This is a genomic window from Rahnella bonaserana, assembly GCF_019049675.1.
GTDB lineage: Bacteria > Pseudomonadota > Gammaproteobacteria > Enterobacterales > Enterobacteriaceae > Rahnella > Rahnella bonaserana.
Window position 1 is genome coordinate 1 of the sequence record NZ_JAFMOW010000064.1, and the last position, 19,649, is coordinate 19,649.

12 protein-coding genes and 1 pseudogene are annotated in these 19,649 nt (G+C 50.4%); 1 reads left to right on the top strand and 12 read right to left on the bottom strand.

Going from position 1 to position 19,649, the window contains the following annotated elements; translation table 11 throughout:
* From J1778_RS14140 to tssB, 12 genes and pseudogenes are all read right to left on the bottom strand, one after another.
* Positions 1–278, bottom strand: a pseudogene (locus tag J1778_RS14140) (hypothetical protein); the annotation flags it as partial.
* Between the two features lies 1 nt (position 279).
* Positions 280–1,968: a hypothetical protein gene (locus tag J1778_RS14145; RefSeq protein ID WP_238484728.1), complete on the bottom strand. Its 1,689-nt coding sequence runs from the start codon at positions 1,966–1,968 to the stop codon at positions 280–282.
* Positions 1,969–2,179: 211 nt separating this feature from the next.
* Positions 2,180–2,902, bottom strand: coding sequence for a hypothetical protein (locus tag J1778_RS14150; protein WP_217173704.1), 723 nt, complete (start codon positions 2,900–2,902; stop codon positions 2,180–2,182).
* Positions 2,889–5,537: a glycoside hydrolase family 19 protein gene (locus tag J1778_RS14160; RefSeq protein WP_238484729.1), complete on the bottom strand. Its 2,649-nt coding sequence runs from the start codon at positions 5,535–5,537 to the stop codon at positions 2,889–2,891. The genes J1778_RS14150 and J1778_RS14160 overlap by 14 nt, the downstream gene beginning before the upstream one ends.
* Positions 5,538–5,553: 16 nt before the next feature.
* Positions 5,554–7,941, bottom strand: a complete 2,388-nt coding sequence (locus J1778_RS14165; protein ID WP_217173705.1) for a type VI secretion system Vgr family protein — start codon at positions 7,939–7,941, stop codon at positions 5,554–5,556.
* Complete coding sequence (gene tssH, locus J1778_RS14170) at positions 7,938–10,592, bottom strand: type VI secretion system ATPase TssH (protein WP_217173706.1); 2,655 nt, start codon at positions 10,590–10,592, stop codon at positions 7,938–7,940. The genes J1778_RS14165 and tssH overlap by 4 nt, the downstream gene beginning before the upstream one ends.
* Positions 10,593–10,754: 162 nt before the next feature.
* The gene (gene hcp / locus J1778_RS14175) at positions 10,755–11,246 is read right to left on the bottom strand and encodes a type VI secretion system effector Hcp (RefSeq protein ID WP_101079103.1); all 492 of its coding nucleotides are present in this window, start codon (positions 11,244–11,246) and stop codon (positions 10,755–10,757) included.
* A gap of 32 nt (positions 11,247–11,278) precedes the next feature.
* Positions 11,279–12,820 (bottom strand): OmpA family protein, encoded by a 1,542-nt coding sequence (locus J1778_RS14180; protein WP_238484730.1) that lies wholly within the window; start codon positions 12,818–12,820, stop codon positions 11,279–11,281.
* Positions 12,821–12,956: 136 nt separating this feature from the next.
* Positions 12,957–13,631 (bottom strand): type VI secretion system protein TssL, short form, encoded by a 675-nt coding sequence (gene tssL, locus J1778_RS14185; protein ID WP_217173708.1) that lies wholly within the window; start codon positions 13,629–13,631, stop codon positions 12,957–12,959.
* On the bottom strand, positions 13,628–14,977 hold the full coding sequence (gene tssK, locus J1778_RS14190) for a type VI secretion system baseplate subunit TssK (RefSeq protein ID WP_217173709.1): 1,350 nt from the start codon (positions 14,975–14,977) through the stop codon (positions 13,628–13,630). Before tssK ends, tssL begins: the two co-directional genes overlap by 4 nt.
* Before the next feature lie 15 nt (positions 14,978–14,992).
* A complete protein-coding gene (gene tssC, locus J1778_RS14195) occupies positions 14,993–16,540 on the bottom strand; it encodes a type VI secretion system contractile sheath large subunit (protein ID WP_217173710.1) in 1,548 nt (515 codons plus the stop codon).
* Between the two features lie 31 nt (positions 16,541–16,571).
* On the bottom strand, positions 16,572–17,066 hold the full coding sequence (tssB, locus tag J1778_RS14200; protein ID WP_217173711.1) for a type VI secretion system contractile sheath small subunit: 495 nt from the start codon (positions 17,064–17,066) through the stop codon (positions 16,572–16,574).
* An 864-nt stretch (positions 17,067–17,930) separates the two neighbouring features.
* On the opposite strand from tssB, the gene J1778_RS14205 reads away from it, so the two are divergent.
* Positions 17,931–19,478, top strand: a complete 1,548-nt coding sequence (locus J1778_RS14205) for a methyl-accepting chemotaxis protein (protein WP_217173712.1) — start codon at positions 17,931–17,933, stop codon at positions 19,476–19,478.
* Positions 19,479–19,649: the final 171 nt, after the last annotated feature.

Consider the following 19,649-nt stretch of genomic DNA (forward strand, 5'->3'; position numbering starts at 1 on the left):
CTAAATGTGTCGTTAATGTAATTCAGTGTTGCGTATGCTGTATAATCATCTATCGAACGACCAGAGAGAACGATTGACGGACTGCCATTGAAGAAGCTAAACATAACTATTGGATTACCAGTAAAGTTTTCTTCAAAGTACAGCGTTTTTTTATCGTTTCCGATTTTTGCATAAATTTGTTTATTATCTTTATCATAACCATAGGAGACAGTAGATTTCGCAGCATAGGAAAATTGAAAAAACATAATAAAAATTGAACTAATGATTATTTTGAGCATACTAAAACCCTTGTGGAGCAGAAGATGTTTCTTCTAATATAAGTTGAAATTTTTCGGCGTATGAAGCTATTAGTGATTTTTGATCATTTCCATTGATTATTTTCCTAGCATTTAGATAATCAATAGTAGCTTCATTCATGTAATTTGAAAGTTTCCTTCCTGTAAATACACCATTTTCCATACCCCAAATCATTACTGGGACAGCATAGTTAAAATCTCCTGCAAGATCCGGAGTTGCAACGAAATTAACTCCGTATTTAACCATCGCTTTTCGGTAATTTATCTTCCACGTTAAGTGTACACAGCCCCGCCCCCGATATTTAAAGCCATCTCCCTCTACTGTATTCTCATTTGCCTTCGCTGCATCCTTTCTGACTTGTGTATCAGCTCTTACAGGGTCATATTTGTTAAAATATTCTTCATTACCAACCTCTGGTTGCTCACTAAAATATTCCTGGTCTGTAAAGTGGTATGTTTCATGCCTGGTTGTGGCTAGCATGTATGCCAGCTTATATAAGTTAGGTTTATACTCAAGTTGTTCGGCATAAAAGGAATTTAATCGTTTTACTATTTTCCTCAGATTTTCTTTAGAGACTGATTTTAATGGGGGAGTATTAGGGGAGAATGAGGAATGTAACCTTTCATATTCCGCCATAAATTCATCAACTCGAATTAATTCTTGCTTACCAACTAAAGCCCCCATAAACATCACCGGATGCATATGCCAGGGTGTTGGCCCCATGCCTGCGACTTTCTTCATCCAGATCATCTTATCCAGAAAGGCCTCGGTGTATTTTTTCCATTTCGAAGCATCGGGTTCTAGTTTTTCCAGATATCTCGTCCACTTCGCATCCGTTTTCTCGTAATACCATTCGCTGGGATGCTGCACTATCAACTGATAAAGCCGGTCGCGATAGGCCAGGTTATGCACGGCATTGCGGTATTCGTCGACGGAGTAATACCCGTCGTGGTTCTGGTCGATGACATCGAGCAGCTGTTTGTATTTGTGGCTGGCCAGCGCGTTGCTGAACGCCGGGTCATCCTCTGCCGCGGCTTTGAGCTTTTCAAAAATTCCTTTCACCACGTTCTGCGGCTGGTTCTCGGCATCCAGCAACTGAAAACTTTCGGGGTCGTCTTTGATGATAGAAAACCCCAGTTTGCCGAGGTCAAATTGTGACAACTTTTCGACGGAGGATGCGGCCAGGAAGCCGCCTTCCGGGCGTATCTGATAATGTGTTGGTATTCCGTCTGCAGACACGGCCGGTACGTTAGACAATGTCAGTATTCCCGGTGCTTTTGTTTTGCGCGAGCTTTCTGCCATAGCACCTTTTGCATCTTTACTGAAAAGCTTCGCGTCTGCCGGATACTTCAGGAAGGCAGGACTCTCGCGACCGGCGGCTTCCGGATTGGTGAGAAAACTGGCCACTTTGCTGTCGCTCGTCAGGCATTCAATGTGCACCATATACCGCGAACGGAAGCCGGTCTCGGTGGGTATCTGAAAGAACCCCAGGTGACCGAGCGCCGCGCCGGCCTGAATGGCGACTGGCGTGGCCGGTATTACTACTTCATCAAATTTTGGCGCTGCACCCGCTGGCGCGGCAACGGCCTCGAGGTTATCACCGTCGGCGACGACCCAGACGCGCTCACCACGTTTGAGCGGCGTGCCTGCGACATCAGCGGTCATGGTCATCAGTTTGAATATCCGGTTATCCGGTCGGGTTATTGTCTGTGCGGCATTCCGTCGTCAGAAACACCTCATATTATCCTGCAGAGATTGTGAATGAGATAAATTTTAAAACTCCAGTTAACCTAATAATATTATCACAGTTCACTTTCCCTGTTAAATGGATGCTCCTTAATCAGGTTTGTCTATCAGAGCAAACCAAGATGCGGTAGATGCTTTAGTCTTCAATGGAAAAATCATTATAACTTATCCAACCTTCGAGGTTTTTTCCACTTTTCATTAAATAACTTATTTTATAATAATTCCCGTCAGGGCTCATATCTATTAGGTTGAATACATCACCCTTTATAAGATATGACTTTGACTTATTGTTTGGGTTGCTTGTTTTAAAAAGCATAGACTTTTCTGTAGAAATCACTCCAGTAATCTTAATCCGTTTGGTGAAATCATAGCCATCCTTTAGTAGAAGTGTATTTTTGGGTTTATCATTTTCATAAAGCGTTCTTTTGACAATATCGCATCCTATACATTCATCCCGTATAAACAAACTCCAACTTCCATTGTTTACTTCATAAATATCCTCATGCCACTTTGCGCCATCTTTCCAAGAGCTTACAACCTTCCCATTTACAACTGAATAATTGCAAAAAGGATTTTTATGGAAATTAATGGGGTAGTTACTTATCCCTTGCTCACTAATTGGGAAAAGTACTGAGCATTTATTTACGTCATTTGTCGTTGTTGCTACGGCATAGCGTTTATTCAAAATGGTTGTAACTTCTAAGTTTTCATATCCTTCGTTGATAGTGTTTTTAAATGATTCTGGCGTATTAAATCCTGAGCACACTTGTAAATTACAATTTGATGATAATGCAATGGAATAAGATGAATAAATAAATGCGGCCCCAAAAAAAACACGAAAATACTTATTTCTCATCATTCAATCCCCAATGGTTTTTTATTTTTTCGAAATACATTTTTCTTTCCTCCAAGCCGTTGTCACCACCATTTACAGACTTGGTGATTAATGTGACATTGTTTTTTTCATTTGCTATTAATATGTTTATATCGCCTTGAGCATTATACTTTTTATGTATCCCTCCATTTTTTCTCCAGAACCAGCAGGAAGCTCTAATTGCATACTCTTTATTTTTTGCAATATCATCAGGGGAGCTTACAAAATTAATCCCCGCATAATCTGAAAAAATTCGATAATTTTTCTTCCATGTTAATTGAATTAACCCTCTGCCCCTATATTTGGGGCCGTCTCCTACCTCGGTATTCTCATAAGTTGCTGCATCTGGATGTCTTCCCAGATCATAATTACTCCCGGAACCATATTCTAATGTTGTATCGAAGTGAGCAGATTCGTGTAGACACTGGGAAAGAAAATGAGCCTTTTGATATGGTTCGACTATTTGATATTCTGTCATGATTGAGTTTAACGAGGAGATAAATTCATTTTTATCAATCATATACATATCAGGATGATTATTTTTAAAGGATTCGGCGAATACTTTTCCGCCACTCTTACCCGTGAACCATGGATTCTTATGCCCCAATAGTAACTCAACTAATTCCACTGTGATCTGATAGTTCCCAGAGGGCTTCAAAGCACCCATAAACATCACCGGATGCATATGCCAGGGTGCTGGCCCCATGTCGGCGACTTTCTTCATCCAGATCATCTTATCCAGAAAGGCCTCGGTGTATTTCTTCCACTTCGAGGCATCGGGTTCTAGTTTTTCCAGATATTTCGTCCACTTCGCATCCGTTTTCTCGTAATACCATTCGCTGGGGTGCTGCACTATCAGCTGATAAAGCCGGTCGCGATAGGCCGGGTTATGCACGGCATTGCGATATTCGTCGACGGAGTAGTATCCGTCGTGGTTCTGGTCGATGACATCGAGCAGCTGTTTGTATTGGTGGCTGGCCAGCGCGTTGCTGAACGCCGGGTCATCCTCTGCCGCGGCTTTGAGCTTTTCAAAAATTCCTTTCACCACGTTCTGCGGCTGGTTCTCGGCATCCAGCAACTGAAAACTTTCGGGGTCGTCTTTGATGATAGAAAACCCCAGTTTGCCGAGGTCAAATTGTGACAACTTTTCGACAGAGGATGCGGCCAGGAAGCCGCCTTCCGGGCGTATCTGATAATGTGTTGGTATTCCGTCTGCAGACACGGCCGGTACGTTAGACAATGTCAGTATTCCCGGTGCTTTTGTTTTGCGCGAGCTTTCTGCCATAGCACCTTTTGCATCTTTACTGAAAAGCTTCGCATCTGCCGGATATTTCAGGAAGGCAGGACTCTCGCGACCGGCGGCTTCGGGATTGGTGAGAAAACTGGCCACTTTGCTGTCGCTTGTCAGGCATTCAATGTGCACCATATAGCGCGAGCGGAAGCCGGTCTCGGTGGGTATCTGAAAGAACCCCAGGTGACCGAGCGCCGCGCCGGCCTGAATGGCGACTGGCGTGGCCGGTATTACTACTTCATCAAATTTTGGCGCTGCACCCGCTGGCGCGGCAACGGCCTCGAGGTTATCACCGTCGGCGACGACCCAGACGCGCTCACCACGTTTGAGCGGCGTGCCTGCGACATCAGCGGTCATGGTCATCAGTTTGAATATCCGGTTATCCGGTCGGGTCACTGTCTGCGCGGCATTATCGGTTTCCATGGTCATCTGCGTGTTGACAGGCAGCAGCTTACCGGCCGGTTTTCCCCATTTTTTGTTCTGTCCGCTGACGACGGTTTCGAACACCACATCTTCACTGCAGCGGTAGTAATTTAAGGCTGTTTTGTTTTTGTATACCGCCGCCGTGGGAGGCGTCACGTTATAAGCCGGCGAGCACTGGCTCCACCAGGGTGGAGGACTTGCTCCGTTACTTTCGGCCATTTTCAGAAAACCGCCGTCGGAAACGGTCCATACCAGCCTGCCATCCTGCATTTTGACCTGGCTGAACTGATGATTGTCACTGCTCCTGACCATCGTCTCATCACACAGTGTCACGACGTTCCCGGCGGAAAATTTTCCGGCCACCTTGTTTGAGGCAACATCTTCTTTTGTGAGATAGAACTTAACGCCGCCTTTGGTGATGCGCTGCCGCGGGTCGGTCTGCGACGCATAGGCGGAGTAGGGGGCAAGATGCATATACAGCGTATAAAAAGTCAGGCCGCTGTCTGCTGTGGTGCCCGGCTGAACATAATGGCGCACCAGGACAAAAGAGCCGGAGAGATAAAGCGTCCCTTCCTCCCAGGGGATGGTCGGGTACTCCTTGCACACGCGGAACGCGACGATATCACCGTCGGCCATGCAGCGCAGGTGTTGCTCCCCTTTATGGGGGGCGGGTGCATAAGCCAGCTCTGGCGGAGCATTGCCCGTCAGTGCACACCAGGGTGCGGTGGTATCGGTGATATGAATACCGCCGTGCCACATGCCTTTCCCCCCGACCAGGTACAGGCCGGAAGCCTCTCTGTCCAGGCTCTGCAGCAGGTCGGCGGCGGTGGAAAACTCAGTGCCGGTGGCACTGGCAGGAACAGGAAAGCTAGTTTTGGGGATGACGGGCGGTGTTTTTTCAGCCATGTTTAACAGCTCCTTGTTATTCAGAGGCAGGATTGCCGGTATTCTGGCTGTCCTGCTCATTCTGCTCATCCGGGTTGCTCTGATCGTTCGTGGAGTTAAGAGACAAGTTCACTTTACTAAAGCTGGATACGTGATAACCCAGCACAGCCCCCACCATCGGCACCAGGTAGTTCGTGCACTTAATCGTCATATCCCCGGAAGACCCGTGCTCGATTTTACTGGCTTCCAGCGTCAGATAAGAGCCGCCGCCGTTGAGGGTCAGTTTTTTCGGAGTGGTAATGATGATTTCATCGTCCGAGCTGGTGATGGTCAGGGTTTGTCTTGCGGTCAGGGACATGGCGTTGTTTTGTGCCTGGATAGTGACCTGTCCCTGATTGGCAATCAGCGTGGCATCCTGCTTATGTACAAACATGCTTAACGCTTCACCTGCGCCGATGAACAAGTTTTTCATGACGCCAACGTCGGCATTGTTACCGGCGTTCACCATCAGGTTCTGTCGGGCTGCCAGCTGTAAATGCTCACCGCTGGTAAGCGCCACGCCCATCGGGGCGCTGGCTAAAATGGCCGCGGACTGCAACTGCGTCAGGCGGTTATCGACAAAGCTGAGCTGCTTTTTAATATCTGATGCCAGCGCGGTAGCCTGCGTGGCGGCATCACTAAGAGCCTGCATCTCATTGTTGGCCTGATGGATTTGACCGAGGGCCGGATCCATATCCAGCACTTTTCCCTGTGCCTTGAGTTGTTCTTCTGCACTGACAAATATCCCTTTGCCCGCGCGCATCACGCCGTGTTCATCCGTCCTGATTTCAAAACCGGCACCGCGCTGTGCGCGTTCCGCATCCACCAGATGCCCCATGTTCAGCTGCGTTTTGCCAAACTCGGTGGCGAGTTTGATGTGTTCCTCTGAGCGTTTGTCTTCCATCCGAAGCTTGTTGAAAGACGGAGTACGCAGTACGTTGCGCGTATGGTTGTCGTCGGTGACATGGTCACTGTGTGCTGAATCATGGAGGGCATACGCGATATAAGGCCGGTCACAGTCGCCGGAATCGAAAGCGATGGCAACTTCAGTACCATCGAGTAAAGGTGCGTGCCAGCCGTAGGTATCACCGGCGTAAGGTTTTGCCATACGTAGCCACAGATATGCGTAACCCTGTTCCTGTTCGTCGCGGTCAAAATCGAGCTTCACGCGGTATCTGCCCTGATTATCCAGCCAGGAATAGATATCGCCTTTGGTGGCGCTTTCAACCCGGGCAGGAAGGGTACCGGCGATTACCGGGCGTTCTGGCAGAACAGGGCGGAAGCAGAGGGTTTCACTGTAAGGCTGACCGGTCAATTGTGCGGTGAAACGACTTTTGCGCGAACCGTAGGTTTTTATCCCCGTCAGCAGGATGCCTTCATTTAAAACAGAAGGAAGTGTGCCATCGACTTCCAGCACCTGACCCGATGCCAGATGAGGGCAACTGCTGTGGCCGATGACGGTCTTCTGAGCATTCAATATGCGCTCATGACGCAGGCGGGCATAAAATGCACCGGTTTCTACCCCATCTTCTGATCCGGATTGCAGGAAAGGTTCCGCGTACTGATAGACTTCGCCAGTGGTGGTTTCATCACTTCCTGCCGCACTGGCAGTGGTGTTCATCGGACTTAATGCTTCCCGGTAGTTGTAATCACGGGTGGAAACCTGTTGCGTGACGACCTGATGCTGCGTGCTCAGCCCCCAGACGCTTTCGGTACCGCTGTCGCTCATGCCCGCCTGGTTGCGTAAGGGTAAACGGACTCCAAATTTATATTGTTGCTGGCTGTCGGCAAATATGATGACGTCATGCTCAAGGCGGGTGTCCATCTCGAGATGCCAGTAAATTCCGACTTCAGCCAGTAAACGCTGGATGAAAGCTAAATCTGTTTCCCGCCACTGGGTGATAAGCTCACGTGCCGGGTATGATCTGGAAAGCTGGAATTCGAAGTCCGGGCCTTCCAGACCGTGTGCCCGAAGAACCTTTTCAACCACTTCCTGCACTGACTGATTTAGATAAAGTGCGCACTTTGCAGTGTGGTCCAGTAAGGCTACGCGCGGAACCAAAACCAGCCGGTAAATCGTCTGATCCGCAGAGGTAGAGATACGTGAAAAATGTTGAATCACACCGTGTACAGCCCGGACCGGCTCCGCAACGCCTGCAATATCAAACACGGGAGCCTGCATGGTAAAGGTAGCCGGTTTGAGAACCAGTTGTTCAGCGGTTAAATCGGTGGCCGTGCTGGTGACATGAATAATATATTCAAAGGGTTTGCTAAGTTGCTCTTCCCCTTCGAAGCGCAACACGTCGAGAAAGGCCGGACTTTGCAAAACGTCCAGACGATAGCGGGACTGGTTTAGCAATCTGTTGATAACATCGGAGGTGCTCATTTCTGTTCTCCGTCAAATTCCAGTGTGATCCCTTCGTCCTCATCCCAGCCCAGTGCCAGCGCCGTGGTGCGTTGTTGCGCTGCCATGCGTTGCAACAGTTGCTGGCTCAGTACCGGCAGGATTTGCTGATTGAGCAGGCTGTCGATGTTGCGCGCGCCGGTGTCCGGCAGCAGGCAGGCGGCGACCAGCGTGTCGTACAAACTTTCTTCTATGGAGCAGGTCAGGCCGTAATGTTTGTTCAGACGTTTGGCGATTTGTGCCAGTTTCATCTCAACGATAGTGCGCAGGGCAACGGCGTTCAGCGGACGATAAATCAGCGTCTGGAAGCGGGCGAGCAGGGCGGGCTGGAAATGATCGCGCAGGATCGGGCGCAGCAGTTCCTGTAAATCGCCGTCGGTGGCTTCCGGCTGTTCATCCAGCAGTTGCATCAGAGGGTCACTGCCGAGGTTAGCGGTCATCAGGATCACGGTATTACGGAAGTCGATTTCGCGGCCTTCACCGTCGCGCATAAAGCCGCGGTCGAACACCTGATAGAACAGGTTGATGACGTCGCGGTGCGCTTTTTCCACTTCATCGAGCAGGACGACGCTGTACGGACGTTTACGCACGGCTTCAGTCAGAATACCGCCCTGGCCGTAACCGACGTAGCCCGGAGGCGAGCCTTTCAGCTGGGAAACGGTATGCGCTTCCTGGTATTCACTGAGGTTGATGGTGATCAGTGATTTCTCGCCGCCGAACAGGCAGTCGGCAAGGGAAAGGGCAGTCTCGGTTTTGCCTACGCCGCTCGGGCCGACCAGCAGGAATACGCCGAGCGGGCCGTTCTCAGAAGTCAGGCCGGTTTTGGCGGCGCGCAGGCGTTGTGCCATGTCGGTCAGCGCAGGATCCTGCCCGACGACACGTTTGCCCAGATGGTTTTCCAGTTGCAACAGATCCGTCTGTTCGTCTTTCAGCAGACTGGTCAGCGGCACGCCGGTCCAGTCGGCAATGACCGTTGCAACGGTGCGCACGTCTACATCCAGAGACAGCAGCGGCGTGCTGCCCTGCAACTGCGCCAGCTGGTGTTGCAGCGCATGAATCTCTTCCTGACGGCTGATGTCCTGACGGATCTCCAACAGCTGATGGGTCAGGGTTTTTTCGGCTTCGTACTGAGTTTCAAGCGAAGAAAGCTGTGTATTCAGCTCGTGATCCAATTCGCCGATTTTCTCCAGACGGTCGCCGTGGGTCTGACTGCCGAGGGCGATATCTTCCAGTAATGCCTGCTCCTCCATTCCCAGTGCGGCTATCTGCGCCTTAAGGCGGGTCAGCTCTTCCGGCAGGGTATCGAGGCTCATGCGTACACGCGCGGACGCAGTATCGAGCAGATCAACGGCTTTGTCCGGCAACTGACGGCCGGTGATGTAGCGGCGCGAAAGGCTGACGGCGGCTTTGACGGCTTCGTCGGTGATGTGAACGCCGTGGTGCTGCGCGTAGCGGGACTTCAGGCCACGCAGCATCAGGCAGGCCATCTCGTCGTCCGGCTCATCAACTTTCACAATCTGGAAGCGGCGCTCAAGGGCCGCGTCACGTTCAAAATACTGTTTGTACTCAGACCACGTGGTGGCGGCGATGGTGCGCAGTTCGCCACGGGCGAGCGCGGGTTTGAGCAGGTTAGCGGCGTCGGCGCCACCGGCCTGATTACCGGCGCCGATAATGGTGTGGGCCTCGTCGATGAACAGCAGCACCGGCGTCGGCGATTGTTGTACGGCATCGATAACATTTTTCAGACGCTGCTCAAACTCACCTTTCACACCGGCACCGGCCTGTAACAGACCGAGATCTAATGTGCGCAGGCTGACGGTTTTCAGGCTGTCCGGCACGTTGCCTTCGGCAATGCGTAACGCGAGCCCTTCCACCAGCGCAGTTTTCCCCACACCCGGTTCACCGACCAGAATCGGGTTGTTTTTGCGACGACGGGACAGAATATCCACCATCTGGCGGATTTCATTGTCGCGGCCAAATACAGGATCAATCTGACCCGCTTTGGCTCTGGCGGTAACGTCCAGCGTGAATTTATCGAGCGCGGCCTGCAATGCTTCGCTTAACGACTGACCGGTGACATCAGACTCTGCTTTATGTGTCGCTGAGTTTTCAGAAAGCGCGGAAGATGTGCGGCTAAGGCTTTCCTGTTGTTGCAACTCAGGACGCTCTTCTGACAAGTCATCCAGCACTGGTTTGAGGCGACGGATATGTTCTTCGCTCAGGCTGAACAGTGGCCACAAGCCTTCGCAGCGCAGCAGGCGCGGTTGCGCCATTAGCGCTTCCAGCAGATTGACACTGCGAATGCTCTGGTTGTCATCCTGCAGCGATGCGGCCAGCCAGCCCGCTTTCATCAGTGATTGTAAATCCTGAGAAAGTTGCGGTCGCGAATGCACGGAACGTGGCAGAGCGTCGAGGTGTGCCAGCAGACTTTGCCATAAGACATCCATATCCCATTCGTAGCGACGGGCCAGCACGGTAATGTCGCCTTCGCCTAACTCGAGTAACTTCAGTAACCAGTGCTCGACGGTAATTTCTGCATGTGCGCGCGTCTGACACAAGGTAGCGGCGGCTTCCAGCGCTTTGGCACAATACGGGTTGAGACGGCGAAGTAATACGGCTGACTGTTGTTCCATGCTGAATTCCCTTTTTTAGGTACGCTACCGCCCTTAGCCTTTCCCTTTGCAGGATACCCAGGCCCATAAGGTCGATGTCCGGTTGTGTTTTTGTTTGCTCAACCGCCAGGCAGCGGCTCAGGAAACAAAAACAGCAGACGGCGAAACGTCTGCTGTGAGGTCTTAGGCGGTAGTACGTTCGTTCCAGGAATCGGAATGAATGATGTTGCCGTCTTTGTAGGTCCAGGTGATTTTTTCGTAACGCAACTCGATAGCTTCGAGGTGGTTGTGTTTCTCTTTAGCCGGATCTTTGATGTCGTGCATTTTTGGCGCGACTTTTACCAGCTTGACGTTTTCCAGTTTAGTGTTGAAATACTCCACTTCCTGGCCCGCGTCATTGATGCGATACCATTTGAACTCAGCAGATTTCAGGGTCTGGCCAGTGGTCACCGCTTTGTACAGGTACGGGCTGGAGGAATCGATTTCTTTGGTAAACAGGAACGGGGTGTGAATACGAGTACCCGTCAGTTTGCCGGTGTTGTTATCGGTCGGGATATACAGGTTGTGCTCCTGTGCAACCACTTCGATGCTGCCTTCGCGATCTTTAACGTCTACGGAGCCTTTAATGTCCGCACCACCGTCGTCTTTCAGCCACAGATAAACAGGAATTGCCATGGGTAGTTCTCCATTTCTAGGTTAAGCATCCATCAATCATTTGATGAACTTGAGGTTGCTGTTGCCTTGCAGGCGTCTGCCTGTGGCACCAGACTGATTTCGACACGACGGTTAGCCGCACGGCCTTCCGGTGTATCGTTTGTTGCAATAGGGCGTGTTGCGCCGTAGCCCTGTACGGCAAAGCATGTCGGGGAGACATCGCTGGTTGAGAGCATCCAGTCACGTAATGACTCGGCACGTTTGAGCGACAATGTCTGGTTGGCTTTCGCGTCACCGGTAATGTCCGTGTGTCCGGCCACCACAATCAGCCAGCCTGGCCTGGCCTTGATATCCACAAGCGCATTCACCAGCATTTTGAGTGAGCCCGGTTTAAGCTCGTACTGGCCCGTGTCAAATAGTGACAAGGCGTCGAGACGCACGGTTTTAGCTGTGTGTTTCTCAGCCGGTGGCGGCGGTGGAGGGGGAGGAATGTAACGATCAATTTCCTGCTGCAGAGCCAGCCAGAGTCGTTCACCCTGATAAAGTCCTAAACCCAGCCGTAAAGGCTCGCCCTGGCGGTGATAACGCTCAAGCAACTGAGCATCCAGTTTCAACACGGCAACGGCTTGTGCTTTCGGAACGTAATTGTTCATAGGAATGATCAGATAGCGCTTCAGATCCATACCGATACGCGTAATGAGCCGGTGGTTGTTGTTAACTACAAAACCAATGGCCGTTACCGCAAAACACATCATGAGAATGACGGCGATTACCGGTGCCAGTCCGGCCCTGATATGTCGGGTAGTGCCGGACAGCAGCGGTAACAAGGGATCGGGAAAAGGCAGAGTTGCCACGCTCTCTGATTGCAAGGGCATCAGCGCATTCAGTGTGGTACGCCGCGTCAATGCTGCAGACCAAAGGTTATCGGGCACACCCGACACGGCGTCAAACCTGACACCCACGGCCACGGGAAGAACCGGCGTGCTCAGGGTTTGAGGATGCTGCATTTCATCAAGCACAACGTCCCGAAGCCATGAACAGGCTGCCTCAAGACAGATAGCCTGAGACTGGCGAGCGGGCTGCATATTGATGTCTGACGAACTCAACCAGTCACTCAGCAGTGTTGCGCCTTCATCGTCGTCCCTGACGATCATTTTTCCGTCGGCAGCGCCCACAAACCAGGGCGATGCCGTTCCGTTCAGCCAGCAACTGACCAGCACGGGAATGCGGCATCCGATGCGCTTTTGCAAACGATAAAACTGCTGACGCCAGCTTTTAATCGCGGCACGGCAGACAGCTTCATCGGCATGAATTTCCGGCGAAACGCTGTACAGTACGGCCATCTGGCGGATCCAGCCGGGACGTTGCGATAGCACCGCATCAACGAAAATGGATAACGGTTTTGCGATGTCTGTTTTGACATAACAGGCAAGTGGGGTAATCCGTACCGTAGTTTCACCAAACAGCGCATCCAGCTTGTCACCGCAAACAAGAACGACCGGCTGCGAAAACGATATCTCTGGCAGGTTTTCCAGTCGTGTCGTCTCATCGATGAACACATCATGGCGCCTTCCCCACAGCATCAGTCCAGCCATTAAGGTCACTGTGATGAGGGTAATGACTGATTTTGTGGAGGCGCCAAATGGGCTGAATCCCCAGCACAACAGAAGTGCCAGACCCCCCGTCATCCCAGTCAGGCAGTAAACTGATAAACGAGAACCGATGCGCATATCAGAACTGCCCCGGCAATTGCTGATGAAACAGATGTTGCAGCCAGACATGCCCACCCCACCAGACACCGGACACAACCACAATAGCAACCAGAACCCAGAACCAGAGTGAGCGTAATATTGCCCCGCCACGTACCCGTCCTGTTTTACTCAGCAATGCTCCCGGGAGCATCACGTTGAAGGGAGTGACCCGCCCGGCAAGTGCGGCGAGGGTTTGCTCACGTTGATGAGGGTTGATGGTTTGAGCGCTATATTGCCCCTGAAAACCCAGCAATAAGATCCGATGAAAACAGGTCAGCACGGTGATATCGGGTGCCGGTTGACGCAGCACAGAGCGGATACGTTCATATAACGCTTCACCTGCCTGAAGAGAGCCAAAGAAACGCGCCTGTAACGGTGCCCGCTGCCAGGCAATATGTCCGTTATCAGGCGCCTTGTCCTCGCCCTGTCGACCGAGTGCGGTTTCATCCAGCAATGCACATTGGGCATAAGTGATATGTTCAACGCTTTCGCTATCGTAACCTGCCAGCTGTAATTGGTCCTGAACTCGCTCTACCTGTGCGCGGCAGCGCTCGTATAAAGCCTCGCCTTCTTCTGCAACCACTCCATTACGTAATTGCACAACGGACAGCCAGGTATCGGCCAGCAACTCATCAATATCTATTTCATTTCTCATGACCGAAGCACCGCATAGAGTTCCAGTTGCAGTTCACCGAGAAGTTCCGGTACATAGAACATGCACGTACCCGAATCCAGCATGGCCTGCGCAGAGGGATGTTTGAGATCCAGGGCGAAATATTGATTTTCCAGCCGGAGAGGGATTGCCGCAGGGACATGGCTTAACGCGATCAGCGGCACGCCATTAAGTGCGATATTGACAATATTATTGACATCGTCCGGTGCCCCGACTTTACACAAGGCAGGAAACTGGGAAATCAGCTGATAAGCGGGCAGTGTTGAGCGCACTGACAGGTAGAAGTCAGCGTCTTCACGCAGGCGACTGTCATTAAGAGGCGCTTTCCACTGCTGGCCATTGATCTTGTGCATTTCCAGCGAGATAACGCGTGAAGGAAGGCTGGCTTCCAGTAGCTCCCCGATCAGGTCAAGTAAAGGCGGGAAAACGGTCTCTGGTGACGCATGGTCGTATGCCGGTATCGCTTCGATATCATGTTCCAGGGAAAACGTCAGAAGGCTCCCCGCCAGTTTCGATAATTCAAACCAGACTTGTTCAGGGTGTCGCGCCGGGTTTTTAACCAGTTCAGATAATGCTGAAACATGCGTATTGAGGGCATTAAGCAGCCAGAACAATGACACATCTGCGACGGCGAAATCGGCCATACGCTGATTGCTCTCACGACGCATCCCCATCAGGCGGCGGCGTTTAGCCTGCAATTGTGTGAGAATTTGCTCCATGTCCAGGACCAGCCCGTGATGAGCGGACATTGCCAGCAACGGAGGAATAAATGTACTGTCATTTCTCCAGCCGCCTTGACCGTCGCGAACCAGACGTAATACAGGACAGATCAGGTATTCCTCGTTTTGTTCTGTGTCAAAGCGCAGAGACAAAGCATAACGGGCCACAGCCATGGACTCTTCTTCCAGACCGAATGCATCCTGAACATTTACCCATTCCTGACGATAACGGAGCGGGCGATCCCCCGCATTGTCAGTGAGTTGTACGTTGCTGCTGTTTGCCTGCAATAACGGCATCGCCAGCATCACCGTTAGCTCATTGACTTGTGCCGGAATATCCTGAGATAAATCCCGGGCAGGGGGGAGAAGATCGCTGCTCCTGGTATCTATCAGAGAACCGTCAGGCAGACGCACGGTCAGCTGTAGTGCTTGCAGGCGTCTGACACTTAGCAAGCCTTCATCAAATTCAGCTGTGGCTACGCCCCAGGGATTAACAACGGACAGGTGGGCAACACATTGATTACTATGTGCTTCCCATAAAGCCTGCTGCTGGAACTGCTGAGGGGACAGCAATGCCCCCTCACTCCATAGTGGTCGATAAATTTTCATTACCACTCCGGCCTCTTACGCTTTCGCTTTAGGCATCTGAGAAACCAGAGACAGGTTCACGTCCATGCCTTCGACCTGGAAGTGCGGTACGGCGTACAGTTTCACGCGGAAGAAGCCCGGATTGTCTTCGATATCTTCAACGGTCACTTTTGCGTCACGCAGCGGATGAGAAGCCTGAAGGTCATCGCCAGGATCGGTCATTTCAGTGACCAACGTGCGGATCCAGGTGTTCAGTTCCAGTTCCAGCAGACGACGGTCTTTGGTGGTACCGATGTTTTCACGCTGAATCAGCTTCAGGTAGTGTGCGATACGTGACAGCAGGAAGATGTACGGCAGACGCGCATTGATGCGGCTGTTTGCGGTGGCATCGGCAGTGTCATACAACGCCGGTTTCTGCGCGGAGTTGGCGGAGAAGAAGCAGGAGTAATCGCGGTTTTTGTAGTAAGACAACGGGATGAAGCCCAGGTTGGCAAATTCAAACTCGCGGGTTTCAGGGATCATCACTTCTGACGGGATTTTCACCTGATTGCCGGTGCCGAGGTCATACAGGTGAATGGGCAGGTCAGTCACCGCACCGCCAGCCTGCGGGCCACGGATTTGCACGCACCAGCCATTTTTGATGAAGCTTTTCACCATGTTGGCAGCGAACGCGAACGCAGCATTGGTCCACAAGTATTTCTCGTGATCCGGGCCTTTCACTTCTTCGACATAGTTGAAACTGCGAACCGGAACGGTATCCGGGCCATACGGTAAACGACCCAGTACGCGCGGCATGGTCAGACCGATATAGCGGGAATCGTCGGAATCCCGGAAGGATTTCCACTTGATGTATTCGGCACGGTCAAAGTAGTTACCGATATCTTTAATCGCGGCCACTTCTTCCATGGAATCTTTCAGGAAGAATTTAGGACCCACAGCGCCAACGAATGGCATATGTGCGGCAGCGGACACTTTTGAAATGTTACGCAGTAATGCGACATCCTGAGCTGACGCATCAAACTCGTAGTTGGAAATTACAGAACCAATTGGTTCGCCGCCCGGTGTGTCATATTCCTGAATGTAAGTGTGACGATACAGGCCGCTCTGGATGATTTCAGGGCAATCTTCGAAATCCTGACGCAGATCTTCTTTTGAAACGTCCAGTACTTCGATTTTCACGTTCTGGCGGAAATCGGTGCGGTCAACCAGGAACTTCAGACCACGCCAGCCGGATTCCACGCGCTGAAAATCAGGGTGATGCATCACAGCGTCGAGCTGACGGCTGATCTGATTGTCCAGTTCTGCAATATGGTGATCGAGCAGCGTTTTATCCAGACGCTCAACGGTATGGCCAGATTGTTTCAGACGCTCAAGGAAGACCTGAACGGCTGCCGTCACGCGCTGATCGGCGGTCACATCAGCCAGGGCAGCGGTGTCCTGGTAATCATTCAGGTCGCCCAGTGAAGTCACCGGCGTCAGATTGATTTTATCAAACAGGGAAGCGTAAACGGTGCCCGCTTCAGGGCGTTCAAGAACAGTAGTCTGGCTTGTAGAAGAGTTTTCAGTATTGACTGACATAAGCATTTTCTCGCATTAATCCGTTAAGTGGAGGCTGTTATGCCTTAGGTGCCAGAGCGTTCAGTTCACTGCGAAGCTCATTGCTCAGGGACGGATCTTTAAGAATGGTTTCGAGTTCTTTGCGGAACGTTGCGTTGTCCAGAAGATTGGATTTGAGATCGCGCAGCAGATTGCGCATGGCCAGCATGGCACGCAGTTGAGGGATCTGACGGGCAACCTGCTCTGGCTCGAAATCTTTCATTTCGTTGAAATTCAGAGAAACGTTTTCTTCGCTATGATCGCCAGCCAGCGTGTTTTCAACGGTCAGATTCAGGGAGGGGCTAAACTCGGCCAGAACGCTGTTAAAGTTATTTTTATTAATGTTAACTTTTTCGCGTTCAGACAAAGGTCGGTCTTCTTTGCCGTTGCTGTAGTCACCCATCACCATTAATTTTAAAGGTAATTCGACTTTCTTCTGCGCGCCGCCGGTATGGAGATCTAATTTAATATTAACGCGGGCTTTGGGTATTTCTTCCTGAAAACTATTAGACATGCCTATCCCTTACTGTGGAGTGATAAACGCTGCCAATGAATCTGAAAAATACATTGAAGCTGGCAACCCTGCCATAAAATGTGTCCATGTCGCATCATAATGTGCGAATAATCTAGGGTCACAAGCGAGTCGATATTTTCCGAAGCATTTCGCAGTGTGTTTTGAATTTACCTGAAAAGTAAAATTTCAGATAAGTACCTGTCATTGGTATTTTAGAAACATTAGTGATTCCATTGAAAACCATACTTTGTAACTAAGTGTTACTTATATGGTGGTTATAACTTACAGATCATCATATTGAAATATAGGAATTTTCTACTCATACCCGCGCGGGCCGCATGGGATAAGGGCTTGAGCCAGATCGCTTTGCAGAAATAATTTTAGAAGTGCGGATTTCTTTAGGATTAATAACGAAAAAAATGCAGGAAATATCTGAGAGAATTTTCTCTCATGAAAGATTTTGCATTTTACAACACGAATGACTCATAGGATTTTTCATCTTTTTTTACAGTGTAATTCATGAAATGAATAAATTTTAATTTTGTGAAAAAATCGGCATGAGTCTGGTGTAATTATATTTGATATTTAATTAAGAATTTTCCTGTGATAATGAATACCTCACAGTTTTAATGCGAGAAATTTGGAGCCATTTTCATTTACGCAAAAGTGTTTAAAAAATTTTAGTTTTGTGCTCTGCGGATAGCAGAACCCGCCTCTTGAGTGGAAAGAACTATTAGATATGACTAAAAATTTGATGGCAGGATGATCATCATTGGTCAAATTTCTGATAGGACGAAGCAGTTATTAAACCTTTTAAGCCAAATGCCGATAAACAGATCCTTGCCCTGTTTTGAGAATCTATCGATGTCGCTTAAAAAGTCCTCCTTACTTGTTCTTGTAGTTCTTTTTGCTTTATTTTTCACCAGTATGTTGTCAAATATCTGGTTGTTGACCCAAAGTAATCATTCTCTGGATGACGTCAACAAAGAGATCCGGGTCGTCCTGTCTGTGATTGATCCCATTAATCATAGCCGTACCTCACGCGTACGCGTAATGGAGTACATGAAGGAAATCGAGAACAGCGATGGTCAGCAAAATGGCGCAGCACTTGATAGTGTCAGTGAAGTTATCGCGAAGGCCGATGCTGCATTTCAGGCTTATATCGAGGCACCGAAACTGCCCGGCGAGGATCAACTGGCACTGGTGTATCGCACCACGTATATGGAGTATCGTCAGAATGGTATACAGCTGCTGATTGATGCTGCGAAAGCGGGTGACCAGGCGCGGTTTAAAGCACAAATCCCGACAGTGGTGAAACTCGACCGCCAGTACGAGATTGTACTGGATAAAGTGCTGGCGCTACACGAGCAGTACGCAAGAAATCTCAACAATGATGCGCAGGACAATTTTAAATTTGGTATCGGGTTAACCATCGGGTTTGGTTTGCTATTCCTGATCATCATTATTGGTGTGGTGATATTGCTTAAGCGCTTCGTCCTGACGCCACTTCTGAATTCACGCGACCATTGCCGCCAGATTGCTGAAGGCTATCTCGACACTCCCGTGCCGGTTAATGCCCGTTCACGCAGCGAAATTGAAGAACTGATGCAGTCCATTGAGCACATGCGACAGTCGCTAACGCGCATTATCGGGCAGGTGCGGGATACCAGTCATACTGTTGCCCATGCGTCGCAGGAGATTTCCGCCGGTAACATTGATCTGGCTTCCCGTACTGAGCAACAGGCAGCAGCACTGACCCAAACCGCGGCCAGCATGGAAGAACTTGGTGCGACCGTAAAACAAAATACCGAGAATGTTACCCGCGCCAGTGGACTGACGCGTGAAGCAGTTAAAAATGCGCGTGCGGGTGAAAAGGTGGCACAGGATGTGATCGGAACGATGAGTCGTATTAACAGCAGCTCTAAGAAAATCGAAGACATAACAGGCGTCATCAACAGCATTGCATTCCAGACCAACATTCTGGCACTCAATGCAGCGGTTGAGGCGGCTCGTGCCGGTGAGCAGGGGCGTGGATTTGCGGTGGTTGCCAGCGAAGTGCGCAGCCTGGCGCAGCGGAGTGCAGTTGCGGCGAAGGAAATTGAAAGCCTGATCTCTGAATCTGTTGCCAATATAAAGGAAGGATCTGAGCAGGTATCGCGTACCGGTGATTCTATCTCGGCAATCATTTCTTCCGTGACGCAGGTTGATGTGCTGATGGAACATATCTCGACCGCATCCGATGAGCAGAGCCGCGGGATAAGCCAGATTGAGCAGGCTGTGACCGAAATCGACGGCGTCACTCAGCAGAATGCGGCGCTGGTGCAGGAGTCCGCAGCAGCAGCGGCCTCGCTTGAAGAGCAAGTTCTCTATCTGACGCAGTCCGTTTCGGCCTTCAGGCTGGCGAGCGCGTAAGCGCATAACAGACACTATCAGTCACTGACCAGGCCGGACACTGTTAAACAGTATCCGGCCTTTTTATTTACTTTCGCTGGATAATTTTCAATAAATTAACTGAAAAGGCAAAAAGTGTCAGGTAGTATCAGTTATTCACCTGTAAAGGCGTGGAGTAATTACTTCCAGCCA

Excerpts from the sequence above, each read along its gene's own strand:
- J1778_RS14145 (WP_238484728.1), bottom strand. The coding sequence starts at position 1,968 with ATGACCATGACCGCTGATGTCGCAGGCACGCCGCTCAAACGTGGTGAG.
- tssH (WP_217173706.1), bottom strand. The coding sequence starts at position 10,592 with ATGGAACAACAGTCAGCCGTATTACTTCGCCGTCTCAACCCGTATTGT.
- tssL (WP_217173708.1), bottom strand. The coding sequence starts at position 13,631 with ATGAGAAATGAAATAGATATTGATGAGTTGCTGGCCGATACCTGGCTG.
- J1778_RS14205 (WP_217173712.1), top strand. The coding sequence starts at position 17,931 with ATGTCGCTTAAAAAGTCCTCCTTACTTGTTCTTGTAGTTCTTTTTGCT.
- tssK (WP_217173709.1), bottom strand. The coding sequence starts at position 14,977 with ATGAAAATTTATCGACCACTATGGAGTGAGGGGGCATTGCTGTCCCCT.
- tssC (WP_217173710.1), bottom strand. The coding sequence starts at position 16,540 with ATGCTTATGTCAGTCAATACTGAAAACTCTTCTACAAGCCAGACTACT.
- J1778_RS14160 (WP_238484729.1), bottom strand. The coding sequence starts at position 5,537 with ATGGCTGAAAAAACACCGCCCGTCATCCCCAAAACTAGCTTTCCTGTT.
- J1778_RS14165 (WP_217173705.1), bottom strand. The coding sequence starts at position 7,941 with ATGAGCACCTCCGATGTTATCAACAGATTGCTAAACCAGTCCCGCTAT.
- tssB (WP_217173711.1), bottom strand. The coding sequence starts at position 17,066 with ATGTCTAATAGTTTTCAGGAAGAAATACCCAAAGCCCGCGTTAATATT.
- J1778_RS14180 (WP_238484730.1), bottom strand. The coding sequence starts at position 12,820 with ATGGCTGGACTGATGCTGTGGGGAAGGCGCCATGATGTGTTCATCGAT.
- J1778_RS14150 (WP_217173704.1), bottom strand. The coding sequence starts at position 2,902 with ATGATGAGAAATAAGTATTTTCGTGTTTTTTTTGGGGCCGCATTTATT.
- hcp (WP_101079103.1), bottom strand. The coding sequence starts at position 11,246 with ATGGCAATTCCTGTTTATCTGTGGCTGAAAGACGACGGTGGTGCGGAC.